The following is a 25,647-nucleotide window of genomic DNA, read 5'->3' as shown; positions in this document are numbered from 1 at the left end:
TTTTGGCAAGTACCGAAACTGTTTGTAAATCAGGCACTAATAAGATACTACGTACTATCTTGGAAGTAGGCGTTGGACACGCTATTCGATTCGACTCCCGATACTAACCGGAGTTAGCCGAGTAGGCACTAACAAAATTCAATATGAAGAACAATCTCCACTCCACCTCGCTTCAAATTGATGTGTTCAACGCGAAAGGCGAACCAATTCAAGATGCAAAGATTACCATTCAGCCGAGCGAAAGTAAGGCTAAAAAGATTTCGGTCAAGTACAACCGCGATAGAGCGGCATACTCAGTAAAGGAGATTACGGCCGGGAATTATGAAATTAAGGTATCGCACGAAAAACTTGAGGGACAATCCCGAAAGGTAACCGTCGGCACTGCTCCCGGTCACGAAATATTCATCCTGGGAGAACGCAGGGGCAGGACCTACTTCCGTGAAAAAGTTCGGGTGCCGGTGGACGCTGACCCTGAACTGGTTGCCGTAACTGTCGTTAACAGAGCCCGAACGGACAAGAAATTTCTTGAGGAGCTTACAGTGAATATGCCATTGGAGCCACAGAAAGTTCCGGAACTTGCCGAGAGGGCTGGCATTCACCTTTACCGTCTACGTGCCGAAAGCGCCCAGGCAGTGTTGACTCGTCTCTCGGAGCATCAGTTGGTTGAACATGCGGGGGCAGTGGTGAGTATGCGTGAAAATGGTTTCAGCTTTCTGACACGCGAAATTGTCGTGCGTTTCCGCGGGCCAAGGGCTGAGGCCGTGGCAGCAATTGCCAGAGAGTACGGTTACACGGTAGTACGAGAGCTTGTCTACGCTCCCCACACCTGGGTACTAAGCTGGAACCAACCCGCGACACTGGACTTGCTGGACAGCATTGAGAAAATGGCTGCGAGGCCGGATGTGGAATGGGCTGAACCCAACCTTTACGTCACACCCGAACTGGACTCAATTACGCCAACCGATTTTCTATGGTCCGGTTTATGGGACCGGCAATTGATTGGGGTGCAGGACGCGTGGCAGCACTTGCAGGATGCAGGCCTCGATACCTTCGGTGACCCGGACATCCTGCTTGCTGTTTGGGATACTGGAGTACAATCAGCTGGGGGCGTACCCACAAACGCCGATTTTCAGGGAAACATCAGCAATGGTGCGCCAAAGGTTTTCGCTGCCTTCGATTTCCTAAACATGGTCCCGAACAACGACAATCCCTGGGGAGCTCATGGTTCCGGAGTCGCGGGAGTGTCAGTGGCACTGGCCAACAATCCGGCACCAATAGCCGGGCCAGCTTACGGACTGGTCGGTAGTGCGCCGAATGTACAGATCATGACTATCGCCGGAATGGCAACTACCGATGTCTTTATAGGTGATCAGTATATCTGGATGGCAGGGTTTAATCCGCAAAGTACGATGCCCGGATTCCCGGCACCATTGCCCCGCGGCGCGGATGTGATCACGTGCAGTCTCGCACCAGGAGTAGGCGCACCGCTTTCGGGCACGGCAAAGGCGACATTGGATTTTGTGACCGCCTTCGGGCGTGGTGGCAAAGGCACGATGTGCTTCTTTTCCACCGGCAACCAAAACGCCAATATTGTGACAGGCACCGACTCAAGGCCATATGGAGCTTACGAAAAATGTTTCGGAATTGCAGGAACTTCTTTTAAAGATGACGGCGTTACGGAGATCCGTGCCCCTTTTTCGGGCTGGGGACAGATAGCCTTGTGTTCTCCGACTCAGGATGCTTTATCCACGGTGCACAACCCGCCGACAGGTTTTATGCCGTGGAGCGGAAATCATTTGGGTGAGGGCAACCTGATTAGTTATGCAACGGCACAGACAACGCTGCCTGCCGCCACAGCCGTTGGTGCTACGGTGTTAAGCGTTGCTAACGTTACCGGATTCGCAGTCAATTCTGTCATTTACATTGGTGCCATTGGTGCTAACGGAAGTGAGCCGGCGAAGGTCACCGCGGTGAATACATCGATGAATCAGCTAACGGTCCAGGGACATACCGGGGTTCTTTTCACAGGCGGATTGCTCAATCCACACGCGGCAAGCGATGTGGTGTTGACCGGACCGGCAAATCACCGAAACAACTTTGGCGGCACCTCGTCGGCTACGCCGCTGTGCGCGGGTGTGGCTGCATTGGTTTTGTCGGCCAACCCTGCGCTTACCTACATCGAAGCACGCCAAATCCTGCGCGACACGGCAGTCAGATTTGACCTTGCCAACACCGATCCGGTGGGCCAATGGCTGGACATAAACGGTAACCCCTCGGTAACTTCCGGATTGCCCCCTGTTAGGAGTGGCTGGTATGGCTATGGCCGCGTGAATGCGGCAGCCGCTGTTCAAACTGCCCTCACGTTTCCTGCTTCACGCGACCTTGTAATCCGCGACAACCTTTCTGACACCGGCACAGTCGCTGCCGCAGGTGCTTTCTGGAATAGTCCGGACATCTGGTGCCGCCGGTTGCCACCCAGCATGGACACCGGCGCTTTGCCCCCGAATTACGCCACAGCCGGGCCTCACCAAGACCCTATGCGCGGCCAGCCTAATCGGGTATATGCCCGCGTTCGCAACAACGGGACAGTCGCTTCGCTGGATGCCTGGGTACGTATCTCTGTTACTCATTGGCCAGGTTTGGAATTTACGTATCCCACTTCGTTTCAACCCACCAACGGGCCTGGTGACTCCCTGCCCACACCAATGACGCCCGGAACTTATTTCATCGGCGAGACAAAGGTGACTGGCCTTGCTCCCGGTGCCGATCAAATCGTCAATGTCGAGTGGCCGGCAGGATTGATTCCTCCCGTCACGGTGACGGTGGGTATGAGTTCGGTGCACTGGCATCCATGCCTGTTAGTGGAAATCACCCCGCACGACGGCCCGGTGCCAACCGGCAATCATGTGTGGGACAACAACAACCTGGCGCAGAAGAACATCACGATTGTGGGAACCGACTCCGGCAAGGATTTTGAGTTCGCAACTGTGATAGGCAACGAAGAAAATGAAGCGGATTACTTAATTCTTGAAATTATACGGGGACGACTGCCGAAGCAAGTAAATTTATACGTCAATCTGCTCAATCCGCTATTGCGGCGACGGCTTCGCACATTCAATCAATGGAAACAGGAACCAACGCCTGTAAGTTGGGGTGGCAAGGCACAATGGATAAAGTCCGTGGCCGCTCGCCCATCATGGGGTATCGGCTGGCATCAGGGTCAGGAAGTGGTGTTCCTTTTGCCGCGGCCAACAGTGCAAGTTCCGGTGGCAGCAGGCAAAGGTCTCGTCTCTCCACTGGTGGTAGGCGGTATCGTTGAAGAGGACGCACAAGAGGGTAATTACGAGGTTGTCCTGATTCAGCGGCAACCGGATGGTCAAATCAGCGGGTCCGCTACACTCCAAATAACCATTGGTAAGGAAAACAAAGAAAAACAACTAATCGATTGAGCCGAAGAAAACACAAACGTTGATCAGTTTCGCTGCTCTCTACCAACTGATTCAGCCACACAACCGGCTCTCCGAAACCTGCGACAGCAAGGTATTTCAAGCGCCGATCACACACTACGCAGCGGAGTTCGCGAGATTGCCGTGAGAAAAAGCCCGTCACACCCATCGTTCCAGTGGGGCATGCCGACTATTTTCCCAGAAGCCCTAAAATATAATATATAATATAGATATACCCATACTTCACTAGCGAACAACATAGACTTTGATTTACTTCAAACTGCTTCTTTATATGAAAAGAATACTGGCTTTATGGCTTTTGACTTGTCTTTCTCACGGGCTATATGCCCAGGTACGTTTTGACGAACTTCCCAAAGAGGAACAGGAAGAAATAATGAAACAAGTAGGCGACATTAATAAAGTCCCCTGGTCAACAGGTTTGATTGCCATAACACCCGATGGAAAGATATGGGACAAGCAAACGTATAAGGCGCCTGTGATGGCAGGAGATTCAATAAAATATAATGGCACCGCTGACACAGAATTTATTTACAAATCTATTAGAGGCCTACCTGGAGTTGCTCCTAAAATATATATCTATAACGGCAACACAGCCGTAGCTCACGGAGTAGTTGAAGTGCAGGCAGAAATAAAGGGACAGCCTGTACGATTTACCGTAGCCCGGCTGGAAACGTACATCAAGACAAATGGAAAATGGACTTTAGCCGCCGGTAGTGGCACGTATGTAGAGCCACCTACCCCTGTTAAAAAGTAAGTCCAAAGCTAACTCCTGGAAGGCGGTGTTCGACCCATGGAGGCACATAACCTCGGCTACGGCTGGGACCGCATCGAGAACGTGCTCTGGCGCGTGTACCACGGCGAACTGGACGGCTACCAGGCGCAGCGGATCTACGTCATGATTGGTACCAACAACTTCCACCTCAACACCGACGAGGAAATCCTGACCGGCTGGCGCCTGCTCATCCAGGCCATCCGGCACCGCCAACCCACCGCTACTCTGACGATGGTAGGCATCTACCCCCGCCGCAAGGAGGAAAAGCGGGTACGCGAACTGAACACCCGACTTGCCAAACTGACCGAAGAAATGGGGATCAATTACCTGGATGCCGGAAAGGTACTGGTAAAGTTGGATGGTACTATTGATGAATTACTCTTTACGGATGGACTGCATCCCAATGCGGAAGGGTACCGGAGGGTGGCGAGGGAATACCGTTAGATAAAATTCTTGAAGATAAATGGCTTTGTACAACCAGTTTTTTAGATTTAAAGGGTAAAGGTAGTAAGCTAGTGAATCAGCTTTATGAGACAAATAAAAACGACCACTATACTACCATCAGAAAACACAAAAGTCTAAATAAACTCAAAAAGCATTACAAAACCTTCGCATTTTAGGAGTTAGCGATCAGTCTATAAAGACAACACAACAATGAACAAAGTGGAACCATTAGGAAAAGAATATTCAAGCCATGAAGTATTCGGGCAACTTTCGGAATTTGCCGACTTTTATGCTTCTTTGGCTCATACTACCATGTGGTTTATTAGTCAAGGAACAAAATCAATAGCGAATTTAGACACGTACGTGTTCAGTTCCATAAAAGGAACGCTTGAATCTATTAAAGAAATCTTGTCAAACGGACGAATAAATGACTCTTACGCTTTACTCAGAAAATACTACGACTCAACTATAATAAATGTTTATACGAATTTGTATTTAAATGACCATTTCAACCTAGACAATCTTATTGTTGAGCATATTGATAGTTGGAGAAAAGGAACAAAGACAATTCCTGAATACCGAGTGATTTCAAAATATATTAAAGACTCCGATAAGATCAAGCCAATAACACACCTACTTTCAAAGGATAAACTTTACAAAGAAGTGAGAGACAGGTGCAATGACCATACCCATTACAACTACTATTATAACTTGTTGTTAAATGATAATGCAATTTATTTGTCGGACAGAGTTAAGACACTGGACACTTTCTCAGATGACTTGACAGCCGTTTTTATTCAACATTTTGCTTATCTATTTTACTTAAATGACCACTACATGATGTCAACGGACTACATTGATTACCTTAATGTAGGAATGACACCAGAGGAAGAGTCACAATATTGGGTATCGCCATTTATTCAAAAAACATTTAACAAGTGGATCAAGCCGAATAGACCAGACATCGCAGAAGAAATAAAATCGAAAACAGGAATGAATTTAGAATAAGTTTAAAATTATGTCAAAAAACAGAATTACTGACGTTACAAGAAGGCGTATCGCGGATGAAATGACAATTGGGAATATGTGGTATCACGGTAACTTGACTGAACCTGATTTTTTAGCCAGAATGTTTGATCTTAAAAGCTTACCATCCAGAGACTATCGCTATACCAATGCTTATGACGACATCTATCAACATATGGTAAATAACAACGATTGGGAAGAGGATTGGATTTATAGTGACCCAAGAATTAACCTTTCCCATTGTGATGATGAAACTTATTTAAAATTCTTGGCAATGACAGTTCATCCAAGAGTTAGATCAAACTCTGATGAAGTGGTAAAATTAATAGAGATTTACAATAGGCACTTAAGTACTGAGGGCTTTGTGATTGTACAAACTGATGAAATTTCAAGTAAGCCTGTCTTTTCAGGGAGACTAAACACAATTGGGCAAACCCATTTAGCTGCAAAAAACACTGAAATAAAAAAATATTTAAATACAACATATGTTAATGGAAAAATAAATACCATGTCGGACGCAATTCAAAAAGACACGGACTTAGCAATTGGAACAGCAAAGGAGCTTCTTGAAACAACCTGCAAATCAATTCTTCGACAAAAAAGTGTAGTACTGAATCCAGATTGGACTTTACCTCAACTTATCAAAGCAACAACCAATTCACTGGACTTTTCGCCAAAAGAAGCTAATGATCCCGAAAAGGCGGAAAAAGCTATAAAACAAATTTTAGGTGGCATTGCTTCAATTGTTCAAGGTGTAGGCGAACTAAGAAATGGATATGGAACAGGACATGGTAAAGACGCAGACTTCAAAGGACTTGAAATTAAATATGCCAAACTATTAGTTGGGGTAGTTTCTGAGATTGTTATTTTGTATTTAGCCACAAATGGAGAAACTGCTGAATTGATTGAAACAGGAACATTATGAAGAACAAAAAAGCCTGAACCGCTATCAACCGTTTACTGCAAGTGGCGGCAACGTAGTTAATTGAAGGTTCGTGCTTCTATCAAGTTTAAGTGCAGGTTGACAGTTTAGTGCGTCTAAATCGCCACCTGCGACAAGCTGCAAAACGTTATATAAAATGTGTTAATAACTCATCACAATCGCCATTGCTTCTATTTCTCATCAGTGACCTATCCATTAGTTCCCTTTGTCGCTGGTTTCACAAGCTAAAGTAAAACCGCTCTTGTATGAAACAATTCTTGACCATATTCCTGTTTACATTGCTTGTTAATACCGCATCCCAGGCCCAAGACCTCCTACCAGTTCCCGCTTCCAGTTTTCTGGACGAAGTACCCAAAGGAAATGTAATCACGACGGCGGCCGAACAGCGGGTGCCGTGGTTGTTTAATAACACCGGCATCCGGCTCAATTCAGCCACAAACCTGATGACGCAGGTAGCCGTGGCCGAGGCAGGTACCTACCATCTTTATGTCCGGAGTGGAGGCGACAAGGGCTCTTTCAAAGTGGCCGTTAATGATAAAGTAACCGAGGGCGTGTTTGGGAGCGCGCCCTGGGGCTGGAAGGAAGGAGGCCGCTTCCAGTTGCATAAGGGACTGAATTACGTGAAGATTACCCGCATCAATCCGGGGGCTGTTTTTGATGTACTGGTGCTCAGCAAGACACCTACCTTAGATGAAGAAAAGGTTTTGGCGCTGCAATTACATCCGGACGTAAAGCTGCTGAAGGAATACCAGATCCCCCGATCCAATGCGGTGAAATTTGGGGATGTAAACGGGGACGGGCAAACCGACTTTCTGGTACTGGAACCTGATTTTTCGGCGCACCTGTTTGACCATAGCGGCCGGGAGCTCTGGCAGTGGCAAGCACCGGAGGAGTACAGGAAGGAGCGGTCGGAGTTTGAGGCACCGGGGGTGTTGTGGGATTTTGATGGCGATGGACGGGCCGAAGTGGTGCACTGGCGCATGGAGGAGGGAAAGGAATGGCTGGTGATAGCGGATGGGGAAACGGGCCGCATAAAAAAGCAAACCGGCTGGCCTACCGGGCCCCTGCCGCATGTCTACAACAACTTTCGCTTGGCCGTGGCGAAGCTGACGAAGGAAGCTCCAAATGAACTGGCCGTTTTTACCGACTACGGTGGCACCATGACGGTCAGTGCGTACGATGCTGACTTGAAACAACTGTGGCAGCACACCGAACAGCGGAAGAAAGATAACCTCGGGCACTATATCTACCCGGTGGATCTGAACAAGGATGGTGTGGATGAGGTACTGGTTGGTTCGTTACTGCTCGATGCCCACGGCAAAGAAATCTGGAACCGCTTTGACTTGCTACCCGACAACCACGACCACGCCGATAGCTACAAGTTCGGCGATGTAAACGGAGATGGCAAGTTGGATATTATAACCGCCAATAGTGAAACCGGCATTTTCATCTACGAAGCCATGACGGGCAGGATTATCTGGCAGCAGGTAGCCGAGCATACCCAGCAGATACAGGTGGGAAATTTCCTGAAAGGCCATCCTGCCCCGCAGGTAGTAGCCGGTGGCCGTACCTACGGCAACCGTCAGATCGGCGAACCGTACCTTTCCAGCCAGCTCTACTGGTTCGATAGCAAGGGCAACTCACTCGGCAAGTGGCCGGGACAGCCCATCAATGGCAATCCTGATTTTGTAAAAGGTGACTGGCGAGGTGATGGGAAGGAGGAACTGTTCTGGTTCAAGTTCCGCATCAATGACCAGGGCAAGGGGGAGCTGTATTTCCCCGATCCGGTTTTTCATCAGTTTGATTTTACGGGCCGGGGCGCGGAAGAGGTGATTACCCTGAGCAACGGCTATCTGCGGGTATACGGCAGCGCCACGGCCAAGCATATTAATAAAGACCGCAAAAAGAACAAGATGTACCTGAAAAACAATGTCGTAAACCATACCCACTATTAATTCGGCTCGTACTCGGTGGGGCAACGGCTAAGCAGAAAATGGACTTGAAAAATCACTCAACCATAAAGCAGCAAGCAGGTCCTTCAGGTAACATATTAACGGGTGTACTATTTATTATTTATCTGGCTGCCCTGGTCTGGATACTGTTGTTCAAACTGGGCGTACAATTTTCGTATATGGATAACAGGAGCGTGAACCTCGTTCCATTTGGAGGCTCATCATTATCCCAGGGCCGAATCGGTTGGAGTGAGTTAATCCTGAACGTAGTCATTTTCGTGCCGTTTGGAATTTATGCAGGGGTTTTATTCAGACGGTGGAGTTTCAGCAAAAAGCTATCTTTGATTTTAGTAACTACCCTCCTACTCGAAAGCCTGCAATATATTTTCAGGATTGGCGCTTTTGATAGTACCGATTTGGTTACTAATACTACCGGGGGAATCATTGGATTGCTCTTCTATCAACTCATTGAGAGACTAGCAACTACCCGCACCAGGGCCCAAAACCTCATCAACATCATTGCCTCCATTGGAACCGTAGTAATGATTGTGCTCCTGGTATTACTAAAAACAAACAGCCTGGGGATACGATACCAGTAATAAATCTCAGCCTTGATAATTAACGCTTCCACCGGTATCAATTCTCACAGCCCGCCTTACCCTAAGTACCTTGCTCGCCGGTGACAACACCGGCAAAGGCGAATAAAAGTCTGATATTTCTGCTATCTTGTCAGAGACGGCAAGTACCTCGTTACCCGAATCGTTAGCATCTAACCAAATGATCCAATGGCCCCCTTATTCGGAGACACGTACGGTTTGATTCACCTCCTTTCCTCCCTTATGGCTCTGGTAACAGGTACTATGGTACTTGTGATGAGAAAAGGTACCAGACAGCACCGGCAAATCGGGTATGGATATGTAGTAAGTATGGGAGTACTGATTCTGACGGCCTTTATGATCTATAGGTTGTACAACGGCTGGGGTGTATTTCATTATACGACCGTCGCGATCCTGATCACCATTGGATCAGGTTTGGTACCCATCTGGCTGAAAAAACCGGTGGGAAGGTGGCAGTACCGGCACTTCTCCTTCATGTACTGGTCGGTCATTGGCTTATACTCAGCCTTTGCGGCCGAAGTATTAACACGGGTACCTCAGGCTCCTTTCTTTGGAATGGTCGGTTTAGCCTTTGGTGTAATCATGTTTGCCGGGGGTATCATCTTTGCGATGAACAGACTAAAATGGGCAAAGCTGTTTAGAAAAGAGAGAACCTGAAAGTAGGATAAGCGTAGAGGATGGGCTGATAAAAACGTCCGATTTTTACCAACAAATCTTCCCGATTATACTCGAAATTCGCATAACCACTTTAAAACAAACCAGTTATGCAACGTAGAAAATTCTTATCAGTTACCACTGCGGCAGTATCCACGGCGGCCGTGTCCACTGCAGCAGTATCCACTGGGGCAGCAGGTGTATTGGGCGCCGAAGCCAGTCCTCTAACCAGAGACAAAAAGGGTTTTATTGTCAAATCAGGTGAAGCCCGCTCGGGAGTACATACTCCTTTTCAGGGTGTGAACCCCAACGATGTCAAGATTTCAGGCAAAGACACCGACGGACAAATGGCTGTTTTTGAGTACATTGGTACACAGAAAGTAGGCCCGCCCCTGCACGTCCACTATAAGCAGGACGAAGTATTTTACGTAGTGGAGGGGGAGTACCGTTTTCAGTTAGGGACTGAGCAATCTATCCTGAAAGCCGGGGATACAATTTTTCTTCCCCGAAACATCCCCCATACCTGGATTCAGCTTACGGACAGTGGCAAGCTCATCTATATGTTGAATCCTGCCGGTCAGTTAGAGGAATTCTTTGTAAAACTGAGTTCGCTACAGGGACCGCCGACACCAGCGGATCTGGATAAACTAATGCTAGCACACGAGATGAAGAATGTGGGTCCACCACTAACTCTAGGGTAAGATGATTCTCCGAGATGTTATTCCCAGTCCTGCACTACGAGAGTACATCAGAAAGCACCAGATCATCCGGTTTAGGTTTGGGGCGGGTGGCGCTGTACCTAATAAGGTGTACTCCCCCCGCCCCGAACACTGCCTTGTATTCTGTCTTCGCGAGCCCCAACGGATCGGCTATGAAGGCCTTATGCCTCAATCCCTCCCCAAATGCACCCTCACCGGACAACATACGACGGTTACCACCCGGTACGTCGCCCGTGATTTCTGGATCCTGCAGATTGTGTTGCAACCCAGCGCGTTGTATCGCCTGACGGGCATACCGTCGTATGAACTCACCAATACGTACATTGATGCCGAGGCCATCTGGGGCAAAGACATCCGGGCTGCTCATGAGCAAATGTGTAATTGTGAAGATATAGAGGAGACGATCCGCATCGCCGAGGCCTTTCTGGAAAAGGTGGTGAGGCAACCCAGGCGAAATGTACATAGCGTGGATACCATCAGTGCGGTGATCTTAAACCAGCATCAACCTGTTTCGATTGACCGCCTTGCCCACCATGCCTGTTTGAGTCCACGTCAGTTTCATCGCAAATTCATGGAACGGATGGGTATCGGCCCTAAGCTTTTCGATAAGGTGGTCCGTTTTGAAAAGGCTTTTCGCATGAAAAACGCCTATCCCCATCTGGACTGGTTAAGCATTGCCCTGGCGTGCGGCTACTACGACCACCAGCATCTGGCCAAAGACTACAAGGATTTTACAAACCTGAGCCCCACCCATTTTTACGAAACCGACACCAAAGCTCCCGAACGCCGTTTTGGACTGAGTGAAACGTAAAAATGTAGCAGTGATCAGCTACTTCACCGTGGGCTGTATTCCCTCGTCTCCGTGGTCTGTGTCCCCACAGACCAAGGTGCAGAAGCCCCTGGCGCTACTGCTTTCTGACTGCCCGCAAGCCGTAATGCTTTACCTGTCGTATCCTGAGCTGGTTGTCGACAATCTCTACTTTTTTCAGATCCATGAACTCACCCTTGGCGTCGTAGAATCCAATCATGCTCGATAGCTCATTCTCATGCTTACGCACGTCCACTTTGGGCTGGTGGCCGAAGTTGGGAATATCGACGCTGTCTGTCACATCCATCATTTTGTAGGTAACATCTACCCGGTAGCGAAACCGCAGCGGCGTTTCGTATAGCTTCACCGTGAATTCAAATTTATTATACTCATCGGGGACGGGTGCGGAGTAGGTAGCTACCGGCTGGGGGTTAACCTGGGTCCGCTCCATCGGGATCGTATCATTTACGAAGGTTCGTTCTTTGGTAGCATCGGTTTTCTTCTGAGTCTGGTTGCAGCCAATTGTAAAAGCCAGCAGGGAAAGCAAAATTGGTATTCGTATACGTTGGCACTAATGGGTGGTTGGAGATAGTGTATGGGTAAAGAGTGGGTAAGTTATAGTAATCCATCCGTTCAAACAATTCAGTTTCACCTTGTGCTGATGGATTGGCTGTTCCTCAACGGATAGAATTTAGAAAGATTCTTCTTTATACTACTAGATTCTCAATTTCCTAGCCCTTAAAGAAAATAACCTTATGAATACGATTCCCGGATTTTTATCCTCTTCAAAACAACGTTTTCTACTACAATGCACACTTTTATGGCTCTGTCTTGGGTTGAAGGCAGCCATGGCCCAGGGGCAGAGCGCAAGCCTATCGGAACAGTCTCCCGTCGTGATCACCTCCAATAATCAGAAAACCGGGGTAAGCAGCGACAACAATGGAGTACTACGGGTAAATGTCTCTCCCAAAGATGCGAAAACTTTCAAAAAACGGGGCTGGGTCAGGTACAGCGACTTTGGCGCACGGGGTGACGGTAAGACGGATGACATTGACGCTATCGCGGCGGCCCATGCCTATGCCAATCAGCAGGGGTTGCCGGTCAAAGCGGACGAGGGCGCTACCTACTACATCGGCGGGAAGGAACGCACCGCCGCGATCCAAACGGACACCGATTTCGGCACGGCAGCCCTTATTATCGACGATACCGAGGTGAAAAATCGGAACGCGCCCGTTTTCCTGGTCAGTTCCAGCCTGCAATCGTTTCCCTTGAAAGGAATCCAATCGCTAAAGCGGAATCAGGAAAAGATTGACGCCTCGCTACCCGGCCCCTGCCTTATTACAGTCACCGACGCCAACGTGAAGCGCTATATTCGGTATGGCTTGAACCAAAACAATGGCGCATCGCAGACGGATATTTTCATCGTGGATAAAAACGGTAAGGTGGATATGGATGCGCCGATTATCTGGGACTTTGACCAAATCACGGAGATCAGTGCACTTCCCATCGACGAAAAGCCCCTGACGATCAAAGGAGGAAAATTTATGACGATTGCCAATAAGGCAGAATCGAAGTATACGTATTATAGCCGCAATATCACAATCAAACGCTCCAATGTTCTGATCGACGGACTCGAACACCGCATTACGGGCGAAGGCGACCACGGCGCACCCTACGGCGGCTTTCTTGGTTTTCGGGACTGCGCCAACGTCACGGTAAAGAACACCATCCTGACCGGCCACAAAACCTACAGTACCATTGGCGCAGCCGGGAAGCCCGTTTCAATGGGTACCTACGATCTCTCTGCCACCCGCGCCCTCAATTTATCATTCATTAACTGCAGCCAGACCAACGACATCAACGACCGCACCTATTGGGGCATTCTGGGGTCCAGTTTCTGTAAGAATATCCTGTACGACCGCTGTACTTTTTCCCGGTTCGATGCCCACATGGGAGTGGCCAACGCCACCATCCGCAATTCAACCCTGGGACACATGGGTATCAACGCCATCGGCAGTGGGACTTTCCTGGTGGAGAATAGCACGATCCGTGGCAATACCCTCATCAATCTGCGCTCCGACTATGGCAGCACCTGGCAGGGCGAATTCGTGATCCGCAACTGCACCTTCGTACCAGCGGGCGGCCGGCCCGTCAGCGCCTCCCTGATCGGGGGGTCCAATTCTGGTCAGCACGATTTTGGTTATACGGCCTACATGCCCGAACGCATCCTCATTGAGAATCTCAAAATCGATGACTCCAACCATCCGGAGAACTACCAGGGCCCCGCTATTTTTGCGAATTTCAACCCCCAGATGAAAGACGATACCTACCAGGAGAAATTTCCGTATGTCATTACCAAAGTGGTTACCCTCAAAAACGTAACCACCGCCAGCGGCAAGCCCCTGCGCATCAGCGACAACCAATATATGTTCCGAAATGTAAAGGTGGAGGTCCAGTGAGGCAGGAACCGTGGTCTGTGGGGACACAGACCACGGTTCCTGCCTGTCTTTCGAATCAATACCAGTTAGTGGCTATATACCAGAACACAGCAATGCATTTTCCTTTTGACGAAGAAATCCTCCTTGAAAATACGGTTGCCTTGCTTAAGCCCATACGTGAAACAGACGTTGAAAATCTGGTAGAGGTGGCCACCAGGGACCAGGACCTGCTTCAGTTTTCACCATCCCCTATTTACAGTCCGGAACTGCTAAAGAAGTACATTGACAAAGCCATCGAGGATCGGCATAAACAGCTACGATATGCCTTTTGTGTATTTGACAAAACCAGAAATGCGTATGCCGGTAGCACCAGTTTCCTGAACATATCCAATGCGGACGACCGACTTGAGATCGGGTCAACCTGGTACGGCAAAGAATTTCAAAGAACGGGGTTGAATAGAAACTGTAAGTATCTGTTGTTAGAATTTGCCTTCGATAAACTTAACGCCGAGCGGGTTGAATTCAAGACCGACGAACGAAACCTGGCATCACGACAAGCCATAGAAAGAATAGGTGGGCAGTTTGAAGGGATTCTGAGGCGACACACGCTAATGCACGATGGATTCAGACGAAATACAGTGTATTATAGTATCCTGAAATCGGAATGGCACGAATTGAAGAGGGATTTTTTAGACTATAAGCCTGGTTAAACGCACTAAATGTCATTCTACCGCTGCTGGTGTTTCACATTCAAAACGTATTCAGCAAGTACCTCATTCGCCGGTGACAACACCGGCAAAAGGCAAATAAGTACTCACTGGCTATTACCAATACTACCCATCAGTATAGAACAACCTGCCTAAGGTTTTCTAACTATACCTTTATCAAGCCCCGACCTGCGTATGCTATCTTTTAGAAAAAATTTAAGCTGGATTGTACTCTTCCTTCTGGGAATCGCCACCGTTCAGGCTCAGTCCTCCCGGGTTTCGGGTACGGTAGGTGTACGCCCTACCCCCACTGATACTCTTCACCTATTTCTGATTGGCAACAGTTTCTCGCAGAATGCGGCCCGGTACCTGCCCCAGCTGGCAAAGGAAGGCGGACATCCCCTCGAAATCGGCCGGGCCGAACTGGGTGGCTGCTCGCTGCAGCGACACTGGGAACACGCCGCTGCCGCCGAAGTCAATCCCGACGACCCGAAGGGAAAACCCTACAAAGGAAAATCCCTGCGCATGCTGTTGTCTGAAGGAACCTGGGATATCGTAACCCTGCAACAGAACTCGATGAACTCGGCCGACCCGGCTACGTATGAGCCTTATGCCCAAAAACTATACGATTACATCAAATCCATACAGCCCCGGGCCGAGGTAGTATTTCACCAGACATGGGCCTACCGCACCGATTCGGATGACTTCTCACAAATTGCCCCCAATACCTTTGCTAAAAGCGAAAAGGAAATGTGGGAAAAGTCCAGAGCGGCCTACCATGCCACGGCTCAGAAACTGGGGGTACGTATCATTCCCGTAGGCGACGCCTTCTGGAAAGTAAGCTCCGACCCTACATGGGGGTACAGCAAGGACCCCAATTTTAACTATAAAAATCCGGAGTACCCCTCCCTGCCCGACCAGACGCATTCGCTACACGCAGGCTACCGCTGGACCAATGATCAGAAATGGGGATTTGATTCGCACCATGCCAACGAAGCCGGTTGTTATCTGGGGTCTCTGGTATGGTACTCGTTCCTGTTTGGCGAGTCGCCCCGCAAGCTGACCTTTACGCCTGAACAAGTACCCGCTGATTTTGCGGCTCAGTTAAGAAAGATAGCCGGAACCACCCATAGCCCTGTCAGGAAATAGGCTAAAGGTGAAGTAGTAATGACGCATGTAAGACAACCACTTGATAAGAAGGATACTATCTGAAAGGCTAAAATAGATTAAGCGATCCTATCCAGATACTTGCTATGAACAGCAACAGCGCAACCAATCACGATGAACGTATGGCCAACATGACGTTCGCCTCGGTATACCCCCATTACCTGACCAAAGTAGAGAAGAAAGGGCGAACGAAGGAAGAACTGCATCAGGTTATTGAGTGGCTGACGGGATATGATGACCGAAAGCTGCAGGAGCTTATTGCTGAAAAAGCAACGTTTGAAACCTTCTTTCGTCAGGCTTCCTTACACCCCAATGCCCAGCTCATTACTGGCTCCATTTGTGGCTACCGGGTAGAGGAAATAGAGAATCCGTTGACGCAACAGGTCAGGTACCTGGACAAGTTGGTGGATGAACTCGCGAAAGGACGTACCATGGAGAAGATTCTGCGGGTGGCGTAGAGCAGCCTGGAACAAACGTACAGGAATACATGAGATTTGACTACTACACGATCAGACTACTCACAACCGACGATCTGGTACCTTACTATGAGCTGGTAGAGCGGAACCGGAAACGGCTGGAAGATTTCTTTACCGGTACCGTGTCCCGTACCCAGAGTCTGGAAGCTACCCGAGAATTTCTGGCGGATATCACCGAGCGGACCCAAAACCGGACCTACTTTCCCTACCTGATCGTGGACGAACGCAGCGGACGATTTGCGGGCTTTCTGGACCTGAAAAATATAGACTGGACGGTCCCCAAATCAGAAGTAGGCTTTTATATTGATGCCGACTATGCCGGTAAAGGCGTCGGGACCAAAGCATTGCAGACATTCTGTACCTACTGCTTCACCACTTTCGGCTTTCGGAAGCTTTTTCTTCGCACCCACGACAGCAATACTGCGGCCAAACGCATGGCCGAAAGCAGTGGCTTTGAGCGCGAAGGTGTCCTGCGCCGTGATTATAAAACCACCTCCGGCGAGCTCGTTGATCTGATCTACTACGGGCGCCTGGACGACTAGCAGGGCTTTAAGTCATTGCTTCTCTATTCTTATGGCACTTGATTAACTTCCGTTTATAAGAAATAGGTACCAGGCAAAGGCGAATAGTAAGCTTAAGTACGGTGTGGATACGAGTTTCTGTCCTTTCACATTCTCCATTTTCTCCTCATCTACGTACAGTACGACAATAAATAGGCGGATACGATGAATAACTACAGAAAATATTTTATCAGATCCATAAAGGACTACTATCCGGGCGAGTTTGACCAAGTGATTGCCAACACGGACAATCATTATGCAACCATTTCGGTAGATACCAAATTTGCTTCTACCTCAGGCAATCCAATCGATAAACGACTTGATTTTAGCGCGTACTTCCTGGCATTGATCAAAACCTTGGACGAAAAAGGTGAATCATACGATACAATCAGAAAGATTTGTCTTGAAATAGTAACCGCCTACGTACAGCCCAAAAATAGGGTTCATGCATTCGTCAAACGTCAAGTACCTAAACTGATAAGTACCTGGCCCGGACAAATCCTCATCAGAGCCTTTCAGAAAAAGACAATGGTAAATACAAGTACGGAAGGCTTTATTGCCCACATCATCACAGACAGACAGGAAACGTTCGGAATCGGCTACGGAGTGGATATTTTGGAATGTGGGATATGTAAGCTATTCACGAAACATAATTATTTCAGATACGCTACAATACTCTGTGAAGTGGACCAGATTACTTCGGAATTGGCCGGACTTAAACTAATCAGAACGGGAACCATTGCAAACGGAGCAGCCAGGTGCGATTTCAGATTTAAGGTAGAATCCTAATCAGGCGCTCACCCTTGTGATCCAACTCATAATAAGTACATTAGCTCAGCAAAGTACTCAGATACACCTGCTGACTTCTACCTCTAAAAGCTCAAATGCTATGAAAAGTATATCGTTGAAGGGCTTCTTTCTTAGTATACTCGGCATGGTACTCGCGGTACCCGTATACGCCTGTACCATTTTTGTCCTCACCGATGCCGAAAGAACCCTGTTCTTTAACAACGAAGACTACTCCAATCCGGCTACCCGGATCTGGTTTCTGCCCGGCGGGAAGGGGTACTACGGGATGGCGTACGTTGGGTTTGATAATGACTGGGCGCAGGGTGGCGTCAACACCGTCGGACTGGCGTTTGACTGGGTAGCAGGGGTTAATGAGCAGTACGTACCGGCCCCACACCTCTTAAAACTACGGGGCAACCCCAGCGAACGCATGCTCGAAAGCTGCGCCACCGTGGAGGAAGCCATTGCCTTCTATCAGAAATACCAGGAGCCGAGCTTCTCCTACGCCCGCATCATGATCGCCGACAAATCCGGTGCTTCCGTAATTATAGGCGCCCGCAACGGCCAGCTCTACTTTGCCCGGTCTAATCAGTCAAGGGGATTTGGGTACGGAGAAAAAGCCCTGAAAGAACATCTGACCAAAGCACCCCAACCTACCGTGCAGGGCGGGTTACCCATTCTGCAGGCCTGTCTGCAACAGGGGCAGTATGCTACCAAGTATTCCAGTATATACGATTTGCGGTCGGGCGATATCTACCTGGTACCTCCGGGGGATCAGCAGGCGGAAATCAGGCTTAATATGTCAACTGAGCTGGCCAAAGGAGGACACTACTACGACATGCCTCAGCTCACCAACCAGCTGAATGGGGCACCACTGGCACTCCGGCCCGGAATGAAGCGGTTTTTGCACGATGGGTACACACCAGTACCTGATCCCGATCCCGCCATTGACCAACGATTCAGGTCTCTTTTTGAAAATAATGCCACCGGAGCTTTGAAAGCAGAGGAGTTTAGTCCGGAACTATGGCAGCAAATTGCCCCTTCGATAAAGGATATTCAGGAAGAGGCTAAAAAGCTGGGCAGGATCGAATCATTTACGCTACTGGAACGCAAAGAGACAGACCAACAAAGAAGCTTCCTCTACCTGATTGAATACGAAAATTTCACCATTCTGCAGCGCTTTGTGCTCAATGACAAAAATCAGCTGACGGTAGTAAAGTCGGAAGGCTGGGAGCAGAAGTCTAAGTAAGCATTTTAGTAAAATTACGGATGCTGACAACTAGTAATAGCAGAAATACTAGGATGTAACAAAACCATTCGCCGCTGACAACATAGTGAAGTGAAATCTTTCGTATGTTTAGGTGCACGTAGTAAGGTTATAATCAATAAGTACGATGAGCTGGAAAAGCACGGTAACAGACATCCTGAAGCTAAAATATCCAATCATACAAGCTCCGATGCTGGGGGTATCTACACCTGAAATGGTCGCTGCCGTATCCAATGAAGGTGGACTTGGATCGCTGCCTGTTGGCGGATTATCGCCAGAAGTAATACAGCAACTGATCCGCCAAACCCAAACCCTGACTAATAAACCCTTTGCCGTTAACCTTTTTGCTCATGCGGTTCCTCCCTATACAGAGGAAGACATAGAACCCATGCGGCACCTGCTTATGCAACTGGCAACTAAAAGGGGTTATCAACTCGATGCAGCTAACCTGTCAGACTTTCAGTTGTATACCTACCACGACCAGATAGACACTTTAATTCAGGAAGGAGTCTCTATTGTCAGCTTCACATTTGGTTGCTTGGATAATACGACCATCCAACTGCTTAAAAGTATCGGCTGTACGCTCATTGGCACCGCTACTTGCGTAGAAGAAGCCTTGTATTTGCAGCAACATTCTATAGACCTGATTACTGTTCAGGGCGTTGAAGCCGGTGGGCATCGGGGTACCTTCATTGAAAGTATTCCTCTGCCACAGGTGGGGCTTTTCTCATTATTGCCACAAGTCAAAAGCGCTGTACAAATACCCTGTATCGCCGCAGGTGGGATAAACAGTGCACAAAGTATCAAAGCGGCCTTTGAACTGGGTGCTGATGCCGTACAAATCGGAACCGCTTTTATCGGAACAGAGGAAAGTCAGGCCATTGCTTCCTATAAAGACAAGCTTACAGCAGCCAAAGATACCGACACATCCCTTACCAGAGCTTTTTCCGGAAGATGGGCCAGAGGTATTCGAAACGAGCTAATGAGTGAAATTGAAGAGTCTGGTGTCCCCATTCCACCCTATCCGGTGCAAAATAGCCTGATAGCAAAACTGCGAAAGTTAGCCCAGCAGGCAGGCGATAGTGACTACACAACTCTATGGGCTGGACAATCCGCCGGAGGAACAGAAAGGAAATCAGCCAAGGAAGTATTTCTAAATCTGGTAGAACAATACAAAGTACTGTATAGCTAACCAGTGCTAACCCTGGCTTCATAAACTAGAGGCGGACGAGCAAGTACTCAAGCCACTGATCCTATATCAAGTATCTGGAGGATTCTGAACAGAGAGTACCTCTACTCCGCAAAGCCATCTAACGTTGCTCCCAAAACCACCAGTACCTTTACTCCCGATGAATCAGTTCATAAGAAAGCTGCTCCTGATAAGCCTGCTCCCGCTGCTTTCGTACGGCCTGGTACATGGGCAACGTCAGCCTCCCGCTACTCTAATCCATAAAGTCCGCTCCCTGCGCGACACCACTACCTGGACACAGGTGGCCGCTATTCCCCTCGCCTTTCCGGTACACCACCCACAGGGTATGGTCAAGGTTGGCTCAGATTTCTTTATGTCATCGGTGGAAGTACTGGATCGCGCGAACGGAAAAGGTGTGGGACATTTGTTCAATTTTAATTCGCAGGGTACCCTGCTGGCGGATGTAAAGCTGGGCGAGGGCGCCAAGTACCACCCCGGCGGCATTGACTACGACGGACACTTTATATGGGTACCCGTAGCGGAGTATCGGCCCAACAGTAGTTCGGTGGTGTACAAGGTCGAGCCCAAGAGCCTGCGGGTCATGGAAGTCTTTCGCTTCAAGGATCACCTGGGTGGCATCGTCCACGACACCGACTCCCACACCCTCCACAGTATCAGCTGGGGCTCCCGCACCTACTATGGGTGGAAGCTGGATGTACAAGGGCAGGTACCTGCCACCAGCCCCAGCCCGGAGCAGCTCCGCATCCCGAACCCTTCCTTCTACATCGACTACCAGGATTGCCACTACCTGGGCAACCACCTGATGCTGTGCGGCGGGTTGAAGAGCTACCGACAGGGTACCACCACCTTCCGCCTGGGTGGCCTGGAGCTGGTGGACCTGACTACGCACCAGCCCGTACACCAGGTACCCGTGCCGCTATGGGCGCCATCGGGCCGCCCCATGACCCAGAACCCCTTCTGGCTCGAAAGTACCTCGCAGGGACTCCGGGCGTACTTCGTACCGGATGATGGGGAGGCTACCCTGTACGTGTACGAAGTACTGGTGAAGTAGTTCGCTGCTATACTTGCATCACCAATTATGCAGTACAAGCCTCAGCTCTCTAGTGGCCCCGTACAGTAATTTACCCAAAAGTTACATTTCAACGCCTAAATACCACGGTTGATTCGGCATGGTGCTTGCTGCAAGCACTACTTTATCTAGGTTTACAACGAAAAGCTATGGAAATAGCTCCTAGAGGAAACTACTATCGCTATGAAGATACCTTTCTATTCACTACTACTGGTGCTGGGTCTGGCGGCCTGTAATACCGCCATGGACGAGGCCCCGCCGGGTCCGCAGTTTGATGGCATGGCCTATCGGCCCATTTACGCTACGGCCCAGGAGCAAAAAGACATCAAGTCGCTACCGGCCCGGCCCCTCCGCAATCCGGGTAAGATTTACCTGCTGGGGAGCTTCCTGTTTATCAACGAGATGGGCTCAGGCGTGCATATCATCAACAACAGCGACCCCAGCCATCCCGAAAACCTGGCCTTTGTGTCCATTCCCGGCAATTACGACATAGCCGTTAAGGGGCAGTGGCTCTACGCCGATAATGGTACCGACCTGGTCGTATTTGACATTAGTGATCCGACAAAGGTACAGATTGCCAAGCGGGTCGAGAAGGCCATCCCACTCAGCAAGTACCCGCCTTTTCAGAATACCTACTTCGAATGCGTCGACGATACCAAAGGAGTCGTAGTGGGCTGGGAGAAAGTAGCCATGTCCGTACGTCCCAACTGTTACCGCTAAACCACCCGTACCGATGAAAAGATTTATCCGTTCGCTCTATACAATAGTACTGGCCGGTGTAGTACCCCTGGTGATGTGGCGCTGCGAAATGGCCGGCTCGGCCGACGTGGGTCCCGGTGCTACCGGCGTAGGAGGCTCCATGGCCCGCTTCGCCATTACCGACAACACCCTCTATATCGTCACCCACAACAGCCTGGATGTCTATGACATTTCGAGTCCTTCTGCCCCCACACGAAAGGGCAAGGCCGAGCTGGGCATGGGCATCGAGACCATCTTCCCCTACCAGAAGAACCTGTTCGTCGGGGCCAACGACGGCATGTACATCTTTGACAGCCGCCAGCCCCAGTCGCCGGTGCTGCTCTCGAAGTACCGGCACGTCATGAGCTGCGATCCGGTGGTGGTACAGGGCTCCTTTGCCTACGTCACCCTCCGCGGTGGAGCCGCCTGCCGCCAGTGGAATAATATGAGCTCGCTCGACGTGGTAGATGTATCCAATCCGGCCAATCCCCAGCTCCTGAATACCCAGCCACTCGAGACGCCTTACGGCCTGGGGGTAGATGGCAACAAGTTATTCGTGTGTGAAGGCGAAAAAGGGCTGAAAGTATTTGATATCACCAACCCGGCCGTACCTACTCAGACTCAGTTCCTGACGAATGTCCCCTCATACGATGTAATACCTAACAAAAATACCCTGATCGTGACCGGAAAGAATGGCCTGTACCAGTACCGCTACGACAGCCAGACCACCGGCACCTCTCTCGAACTCCTCAGCAAAATACCCGTAGAATGAAAAAGTTACTATTGATAGGAGTGGTAGCACTGTGGGCGGGAGTCAGCACGGGGTTTGCACAGAGGCCCGATTCCCTGAACAGACAGCCTATTATTAAGGTCACTCCGCTCACGCTCTTTGATCTGGACAATACCCTGCAGGCGGGCATCGAAATACCACTGCCCAACCCGAAGTACAGCGTTCAGCAGGAACTGGGCTATGGTCACTCGGCTTTCAACTTCTTCCCGTCGGAGCGCGAAGACTACCCCAATAAGGAGACATGGCGCTTCCGAACGCAACTACGTATGTACTACCGTCAGAACCGGAACGGAGCGGGGTACTTTGCGGCAGAGTACCTATTCAAGAAGAACAGCATCCGGGAGTGGCGCGCCCAGGGGATGGATTGTGCCAACCCGTGGCAGTGTGCCTACTTCGAGAATCGGATGGTCAACCTGGGACGCTTTCTGAGTGCCTACCATCTCAAAATGGGCTGGCAGTACATACTCTCTCCCCGTATGAACCTGGACTTTTACTGGGGGCTGGGCCTGCGCTCGCTCACGGTACGGAATCTTAGCGTTGAGAATGAGACCCTGTTTACTGATGATGAGCCGGTATGGTTCAGGCCGGATACCCCCGGCCGCTACGGTCCGGCTCCCAGCCTGAGTGTGGGATTTCATCTGGGGTGGATACTGGGGCCTCTTCCTGTGCGATAGTCTGTTTTGAGTAAGCGGGGGGCTAAAGCTGCTTATGCTAAGGTATTTTTCAGGTACCTTATCTATTCACTCAAAACTCTCACTCTCTCATGATCGGTAAAATTTTTCTTGGCGTAATTGTTCTGCTCGTTATCATTCAGCTTATACGTCCTACGCCTAACAGTTCCAACGACCGTACCTATGACATCGCTACCCGCTACGACGTCCCGCAGGACGTGCAGCACATCCTGAGTATAGCCTGCAACGACTGCCACTCCAACCAGACCATCTACCCCTGGTACTCCAACGTGCAGCCGGTAGCCTGGTGGCTCGACCACCACATTCAGGAGGGTAAGGAGCACCTCAACTTCTCGGCCTTCACTAACGCGCCCCTGGCCCGGCAGTACCACAAACTGGAAGAAATAGTGGAGGTAGTAGAAGAAAGCGAAATGCCGATGAAGGAGTATACCTACCTGGGTATGCACCCCGAGGCCAACCTCACCGAGGCGCAAAAGCAGCGCCTGATCCAGTGGGCCCGCGCGCAGATGGATACGCTCAAGGCCAACTACCCCGCCGACAGCCTGGTACGTAAGCGCCGCGGCTAATCAGGCGGAGTGCCGGAGCGCCCAAACAAAAGCGCGGCACCTGGTGTAGTAGGTGACGTAGCTTACATCAACCCTAATACTCATTCGTATGTCAAGACTTCTGATCATTCTCCACCTGATGCTGGTAGGTACCCTCAGCTTCTGGGGCTGGCAACCCGCCGCTCCCGCCGCTGAGCCGGGCATACCGGTATGTTATACTCCCGCCATGCCCGAAGAGGGTATGAAGCGGTTTGCGCTGGACCCGGCGTTTCAGGCGCTGCACCCGGCTCCCCTCCCCCTGCAGTACGACGGTCAGGGCCAGAACATCACTTTCAAAACACCCGACGGCAAAGATGCCAACGGGTACCTGATCAAGGCCAAAAGGCCGAGCGATAAGTGGCTGTTTGTGTACCAGGAATGGTGGGGACTCAATGACTACATCCGCCGCGAGTCGGATAACTTTTACAAAGATCTGGGCGAGAACGTGAACGTACTGGCGCTGGATATGTACGATGGCCAGGTAACGAGCAACCCACAGGAAGCCGGCAAGATCATGTCAGGTACCAAGGAAGATCGCCTGGTCAGTATCGTGAAAGGTGGCTACAACTACGCGGGTACGAAGGCTCAGGTAGCTAACGTTGGCTGGTGTTTTGGCGGCAGCTGGTCACTGCGCTCGGCTATCCTGGGGGGCAAGAACAACATCGGCTCGGTGATGTACTATGGTATGCCAGTGCAGGATGTGGAGCAGCTCCGGACCCTCAACAGCGATGTACTGGGGCTCTTTGCTACCGAAGAACGCATCTCGAAGGAAGTCATTGAGCAGTTTGACGCTAACATGAAAAAGGCCGGTAAGCAACTTACCTATAAGATCTTCCCCGGCGTCCACGGCTTTGCCAACCCCAGCAACCCCAGGTACGACGAAGCCCTTACAAAGGAAGCGCACGGCATGGCCCTGAACTATCTGAAGAAGAAGTTTAAGGTATAGGCACTAAGTACTGTATTACTTAGCATACCGGGCATACCTGCCAAAACCAGGTGGTATGCCCTCTTTTATGGCCTGAGCGGCCAGAACCAGCCATGACAATTACCCAACGTTGAGTATACTATCAATCAAATTTTCATCTATTAGCGACTTTGAAAAATGGCTTACAGGAACAAGAAAATCTCTAACCCCAAGACACAGCAGGACATCCGGTTTCTGCTGACAGGCAAGGACACTGACGGACAGCTTCTGGAGATGGAAACCACGTACAACGCGTTTTCCAAAGAACCGGCTGCACACTACCACCCCAATCAGGATGAAACCTTTATCGTACTGGAAGGTGAAATAAACATTCGAATGGATGGTCAGCTAAGGGTACTTAGAAAGGGGGACCGGCTAGATGTCCCCAAAAACAAAGTACACTCGATGTGGAACAGTACTCCTGACAGGGCCGTCGTAAACTGGAAGGTACGCCCCGCTCTGGAAACGGATCACCTGCTCGAGACGCTCCACGGCCTGGCTAACGACGGCAAAACCAATGACGCAGGTATGCCTCCGCTCCTGCAGGTAGCCATGATGATCAATAAGTATGATCATGTTATGCGACTGGCTAAGCCCAATTATGCCATCCAGAAAGCGGTCTTCGCCATCCTGACCCCCCTGGCCTACCTGCTTGGATACAAACCAACCTATGAGAAGTATCTGGATTAAAAGGTAAAACTCCTGTTTCAGAATGAATAGGGAAAGGTACTTATAATAACAGAGGTACTCGTTCGCCAGGGTCGTAGACTCGTAGCGAAAGAGTACCTCTGCCA

At 49.8% G+C, this 25,647-nt stretch carries 26 protein-coding genes; 25 read left to right on the top strand and 1 reads right to left on the bottom strand.

The genetic code is table 11. The features are described from left to right. The first annotated feature begins 143 nt into the window (after positions 1-143). The 10 genes from JTN23_RS09495 to JTN23_RS09450 all read left to right on the top strand — a co-directional run bounded on the left by JTN23_RS09495 (position 144) and on the right by JTN23_RS09450 (position 11,405). Entirely contained in the window at positions 144-3,449 is a 3,306-nt protein-coding gene (locus tag JTN23_RS09495; RefSeq protein WP_247234271.1) for a S8 family serine peptidase, read from the top strand. 289 nt (positions 3,450-3,738) lie between these two features. Then, a complete protein-coding gene (locus tag JTN23_RS09490) occupies positions 3,739-4,221 on the top strand; it encodes a nuclear transport factor 2 family protein (protein ID WP_247234269.1) in 483 nt (160 codons plus the stop codon). A gap of 36 nt (positions 4,222-4,257) precedes the next feature. Further along, complete coding sequence (locus JTN23_RS09485) at positions 4,258-4,683, top strand: GDSL-type esterase/lipase family protein (protein ID WP_247234267.1); 426 nt, start codon at positions 4,258-4,260, stop codon at positions 4,681-4,683. Between the two features lie 210 nt (positions 4,684-4,893). Beyond that, complete coding sequence (locus JTN23_RS09480) at positions 4,894-5,691, top strand: hypothetical protein (protein WP_247234265.1); 798 nt, start codon at positions 4,894-4,896, stop codon at positions 5,689-5,691. 10 nt (positions 5,692-5,701) lie between these two features. Then, a complete protein-coding gene (locus JTN23_RS09475; RefSeq protein ID WP_247234263.1) occupies positions 5,702-6,634 on the top strand; it encodes an abortive infection family protein in 933 nt (310 codons plus the stop codon). A gap of 263 nt (positions 6,635-6,897) precedes the next feature. Next, positions 6,898-8,607, top strand: coding sequence for a hypothetical protein (locus JTN23_RS09470; RefSeq protein ID WP_247234261.1), 1,710 nt, complete (start codon positions 6,898-6,900; stop codon positions 8,605-8,607). Between the two features lie 38 nt (positions 8,608-8,645). After that, positions 8,646-9,203, top strand: coding sequence for a VanZ family protein (locus tag JTN23_RS09465; RefSeq protein ID WP_247234259.1), 558 nt, complete (start codon positions 8,646-8,648; stop codon positions 9,201-9,203). Positions 9,204-9,389: 186 nt separating this feature from the next. Next, positions 9,390-9,878 carry a DUF2306 domain-containing protein gene (locus tag JTN23_RS09460; protein ID WP_247234257.1) on the top strand — a complete coding sequence of 163 codons (489 nt, stop codon included), beginning with the start codon at positions 9,390-9,392 and terminating at the stop codon, positions 9,876-9,878. Positions 9,879-9,985: 107 nt separating this feature from the next. Beyond that, on the top strand, positions 9,986-10,576 hold the full coding sequence (locus JTN23_RS09455) for a cupin domain-containing protein (RefSeq protein ID WP_247234255.1): 591 nt from the start codon (positions 9,986-9,988) through the stop codon (positions 10,574-10,576). A 1-nt stretch (position 10,577) separates the two neighbouring features. Further along, positions 10,578-11,405 carry a helix-turn-helix domain-containing protein gene (locus tag JTN23_RS09450; protein WP_247234253.1) on the top strand — a complete coding sequence of 276 codons (828 nt, stop codon included), beginning with the start codon at positions 10,578-10,580 and terminating at the stop codon, positions 11,403-11,405. Positions 11,406-11,499: 94 nt separating this feature from the next. Here the strand turns inward: JTN23_RS09450 and JTN23_RS09445 are convergent, their stop codons facing one another. Then, entirely contained in the window at positions 11,500-11,949 is a 450-nt protein-coding gene (locus JTN23_RS09445) for a hypothetical protein (protein ID WP_247234251.1), read from the bottom strand. A gap of 301 nt (positions 11,950-12,250) precedes the next feature. Between JTN23_RS09445 and JTN23_RS09440 the strand changes: the two genes are divergently transcribed. From JTN23_RS09440 to JTN23_RS09370, 15 genes are all read left to right on the top strand, one after another. Further along, positions 12,251-13,861 carry a hypothetical protein gene (locus tag JTN23_RS09440; RefSeq protein ID WP_247234826.1) on the top strand — a complete coding sequence of 537 codons (1,611 nt, stop codon included), beginning with the start codon at positions 12,251-12,253 and terminating at the stop codon, positions 13,859-13,861. 92 nt (positions 13,862-13,953) lie between these two features. Then, positions 13,954-14,550: a GNAT family N-acetyltransferase gene (locus tag JTN23_RS09435; protein WP_247234250.1), complete on the top strand. Its 597-nt coding sequence runs from the start codon at positions 13,954-13,956 to the stop codon at positions 14,548-14,550. Between the two features lie 192 nt (positions 14,551-14,742). Beyond that, positions 14,743-15,696, top strand: coding sequence for a DUF4886 domain-containing protein (locus JTN23_RS09430; RefSeq protein ID WP_247234248.1), 954 nt, complete (start codon positions 14,743-14,745; stop codon positions 15,694-15,696). Positions 15,697-15,800: 104 nt separating this feature from the next. Next, positions 15,801-16,172 (top strand): DUF2200 domain-containing protein, encoded by a 372-nt coding sequence (locus JTN23_RS09425; RefSeq protein ID WP_247234246.1) that lies wholly within the window; start codon positions 15,801-15,803, stop codon positions 16,170-16,172. A gap of 29 nt (positions 16,173-16,201) precedes the next feature. Next, positions 16,202-16,732, top strand: coding sequence for a GNAT family N-acetyltransferase (locus JTN23_RS09420; protein ID WP_247234244.1), 531 nt, complete (start codon positions 16,202-16,204; stop codon positions 16,730-16,732). 183 nt (positions 16,733-16,915) lie between these two features. Next, entirely contained in the window at positions 16,916-17,539 is a 624-nt protein-coding gene (locus JTN23_RS09415; protein WP_247234242.1) for an L-2-amino-thiazoline-4-carboxylic acid hydrolase, read from the top strand. Between the two features lie 100 nt (positions 17,540-17,639). Beyond that, positions 17,640-18,788 carry an Ntn hydrolase family protein gene (locus JTN23_RS09410; RefSeq protein WP_247234240.1) on the top strand — a complete coding sequence of 383 codons (1,149 nt, stop codon included), beginning with the start codon at positions 17,640-17,642 and terminating at the stop codon, positions 18,786-18,788. A 145-nt stretch (positions 18,789-18,933) separates the two neighbouring features. Then, positions 18,934-19,998: an NAD(P)H-dependent flavin oxidoreductase gene (locus JTN23_RS09405; protein WP_247234238.1), complete on the top strand. Its 1,065-nt coding sequence runs from the start codon at positions 18,934-18,936 to the stop codon at positions 19,996-19,998. A 157-nt stretch (positions 19,999-20,155) separates the two neighbouring features. Next, a complete protein-coding gene (locus JTN23_RS09400) occupies positions 20,156-21,067 on the top strand; it encodes a DUF6454 family protein (RefSeq protein ID WP_247234236.1) in 912 nt (303 codons plus the stop codon). Positions 21,068-21,268: 201 nt separating this feature from the next. Continuing rightward, entirely contained in the window at positions 21,269-21,805 is a 537-nt protein-coding gene (locus JTN23_RS09395) for an LVIVD repeat-containing protein (protein ID WP_247234234.1), read from the top strand. 13 nt (positions 21,806-21,818) lie between these two features. Next, positions 21,819-22,595, top strand: a complete 777-nt coding sequence (locus JTN23_RS09390) for an LVIVD repeat-containing protein (RefSeq protein ID WP_247234232.1) — start codon at positions 21,819-21,821, stop codon at positions 22,593-22,595. Continuing rightward, positions 22,592-23,287, top strand: a complete 696-nt coding sequence (locus tag JTN23_RS09385) for a DUF3575 domain-containing protein (protein WP_247234230.1) — start codon at positions 22,592-22,594, stop codon at positions 23,285-23,287. Before JTN23_RS09390 ends, JTN23_RS09385 begins: the two co-directional genes overlap by 4 nt. An 89-nt stretch (positions 23,288-23,376) precedes the next feature. After that, positions 23,377-23,871, top strand: a complete 495-nt coding sequence (locus JTN23_RS09380; protein WP_247234228.1) for a heme-binding domain-containing protein — start codon at positions 23,377-23,379, stop codon at positions 23,869-23,871. A gap of 88 nt (positions 23,872-23,959) precedes the next feature. Next, a complete protein-coding gene (locus tag JTN23_RS09375) occupies positions 23,960-24,835 on the top strand; it encodes a dienelactone hydrolase family protein (RefSeq protein WP_247234226.1) in 876 nt (291 codons plus the stop codon). Between the two features lie 156 nt (positions 24,836-24,991). Beyond that, positions 24,992-25,543 carry a cupin domain-containing protein gene (locus JTN23_RS09370; protein WP_247234224.1) on the top strand — a complete coding sequence of 184 codons (552 nt, stop codon included), beginning with the start codon at positions 24,992-24,994 and terminating at the stop codon, positions 25,541-25,543. The last annotated feature ends 104 nt before the right edge of the window (positions 25,544-25,647 follow it).

It is taken from the genome of Telluribacter roseus (assembly GCF_017355915.2).
In the GTDB taxonomy this organism is placed as follows: domain Bacteria; phylum Bacteroidota; class Bacteroidia; order Cytophagales; family Spirosomataceae; genus Telluribacter.
Note: the sequence above shows the minus strand (reverse complement) of the source record. Positions and strands in the feature narration are given on the sequence as shown.

Bases quoted from the DNA above. Each gene is read 5' to 3' on its own strand.
- JTN23_RS09490 (WP_247234269.1), top strand. From the start codon at position 3,739: ATGAAAAGAATACTGGCTTTATGGCTTTTGACTTGTCTTTCTCACGGG.
- JTN23_RS09375 (WP_247234226.1), top strand. From the start codon at position 23,960: ATGTCAAGACTTCTGATCATTCTCCACCTGATGCTGGTAGGTACCCTC.
- JTN23_RS09485 (WP_247234267.1), top strand. From the start codon at position 4,258: ATGGAGGCACATAACCTCGGCTACGGCTGGGACCGCATCGAGAACGTG.
- JTN23_RS09460 (WP_247234257.1), top strand. From the start codon at position 9,390: ATGGCCCCCTTATTCGGAGACACGTACGGTTTGATTCACCTCCTTTCC.
- JTN23_RS09450 (WP_247234253.1), top strand. From the start codon at position 10,578: ATGATTCTCCGAGATGTTATTCCCAGTCCTGCACTACGAGAGTACATC.
- JTN23_RS09480 (WP_247234265.1), top strand. From the start codon at position 4,894: ATGAACAAAGTGGAACCATTAGGAAAAGAATATTCAAGCCATGAAGTA.
- JTN23_RS09370 (WP_247234224.1), top strand. From the start codon at position 24,992: ATGGCTTACAGGAACAAGAAAATCTCTAACCCCAAGACACAGCAGGAC.
- JTN23_RS09420 (WP_247234244.1), top strand. From the start codon at position 16,202: ATGAGATTTGACTACTACACGATCAGACTACTCACAACCGACGATCTG.
- JTN23_RS09465 (WP_247234259.1), top strand. From the start codon at position 8,646: ATGGACTTGAAAAATCACTCAACCATAAAGCAGCAAGCAGGTCCTTCA.
- JTN23_RS09395 (WP_247234234.1), top strand. From the start codon at position 21,269: ATGAAGATACCTTTCTATTCACTACTACTGGTGCTGGGTCTGGCGGCC.
- JTN23_RS09475 (WP_247234263.1), top strand. From the start codon at position 5,702: ATGTCAAAAAACAGAATTACTGACGTTACAAGAAGGCGTATCGCGGAT.
- JTN23_RS09400 (WP_247234236.1), top strand. From the start codon at position 20,156: ATGAATCAGTTCATAAGAAAGCTGCTCCTGATAAGCCTGCTCCCGCTG.
- JTN23_RS09410 (WP_247234240.1), top strand. From the start codon at position 17,640: ATGAAAAGTATATCGTTGAAGGGCTTCTTTCTTAGTATACTCGGCATG.
- JTN23_RS09435 (WP_247234250.1), top strand. From the start codon at position 13,954: ATGCATTTTCCTTTTGACGAAGAAATCCTCCTTGAAAATACGGTTGCC.
- JTN23_RS09390 (WP_247234232.1), top strand. From the start codon at position 21,819: ATGAAAAGATTTATCCGTTCGCTCTATACAATAGTACTGGCCGGTGTA.
- JTN23_RS09380 (WP_247234228.1), top strand. From the start codon at position 23,377: ATGATCGGTAAAATTTTTCTTGGCGTAATTGTTCTGCTCGTTATCATT.
- JTN23_RS09430 (WP_247234248.1), top strand. From the start codon at position 14,743: ATGCTATCTTTTAGAAAAAATTTAAGCTGGATTGTACTCTTCCTTCTG.
- JTN23_RS09455 (WP_247234255.1), top strand. From the start codon at position 9,986: ATGCAACGTAGAAAATTCTTATCAGTTACCACTGCGGCAGTATCCACG.
- JTN23_RS09495 (WP_247234271.1), top strand. From the start codon at position 144: ATGAAGAACAATCTCCACTCCACCTCGCTTCAAATTGATGTGTTCAAC.
- JTN23_RS09405 (WP_247234238.1), top strand. From the start codon at position 18,934: ATGAGCTGGAAAAGCACGGTAACAGACATCCTGAAGCTAAAATATCCA.
- JTN23_RS09425 (WP_247234246.1), top strand. From the start codon at position 15,801: ATGAACAGCAACAGCGCAACCAATCACGATGAACGTATGGCCAACATG.
- JTN23_RS09440 (WP_247234826.1), top strand. From the start codon at position 12,251: ATGGCCCAGGGGCAGAGCGCAAGCCTATCGGAACAGTCTCCCGTCGTG.
- JTN23_RS09415 (WP_247234242.1), top strand. From the start codon at position 16,916: ATGAATAACTACAGAAAATATTTTATCAGATCCATAAAGGACTACTAT.
- JTN23_RS09385 (WP_247234230.1), top strand. From the start codon at position 22,592: ATGAAAAAGTTACTATTGATAGGAGTGGTAGCACTGTGGGCGGGAGTC.
- JTN23_RS09470 (WP_247234261.1), top strand. From the start codon at position 6,898: ATGAAACAATTCTTGACCATATTCCTGTTTACATTGCTTGTTAATACC.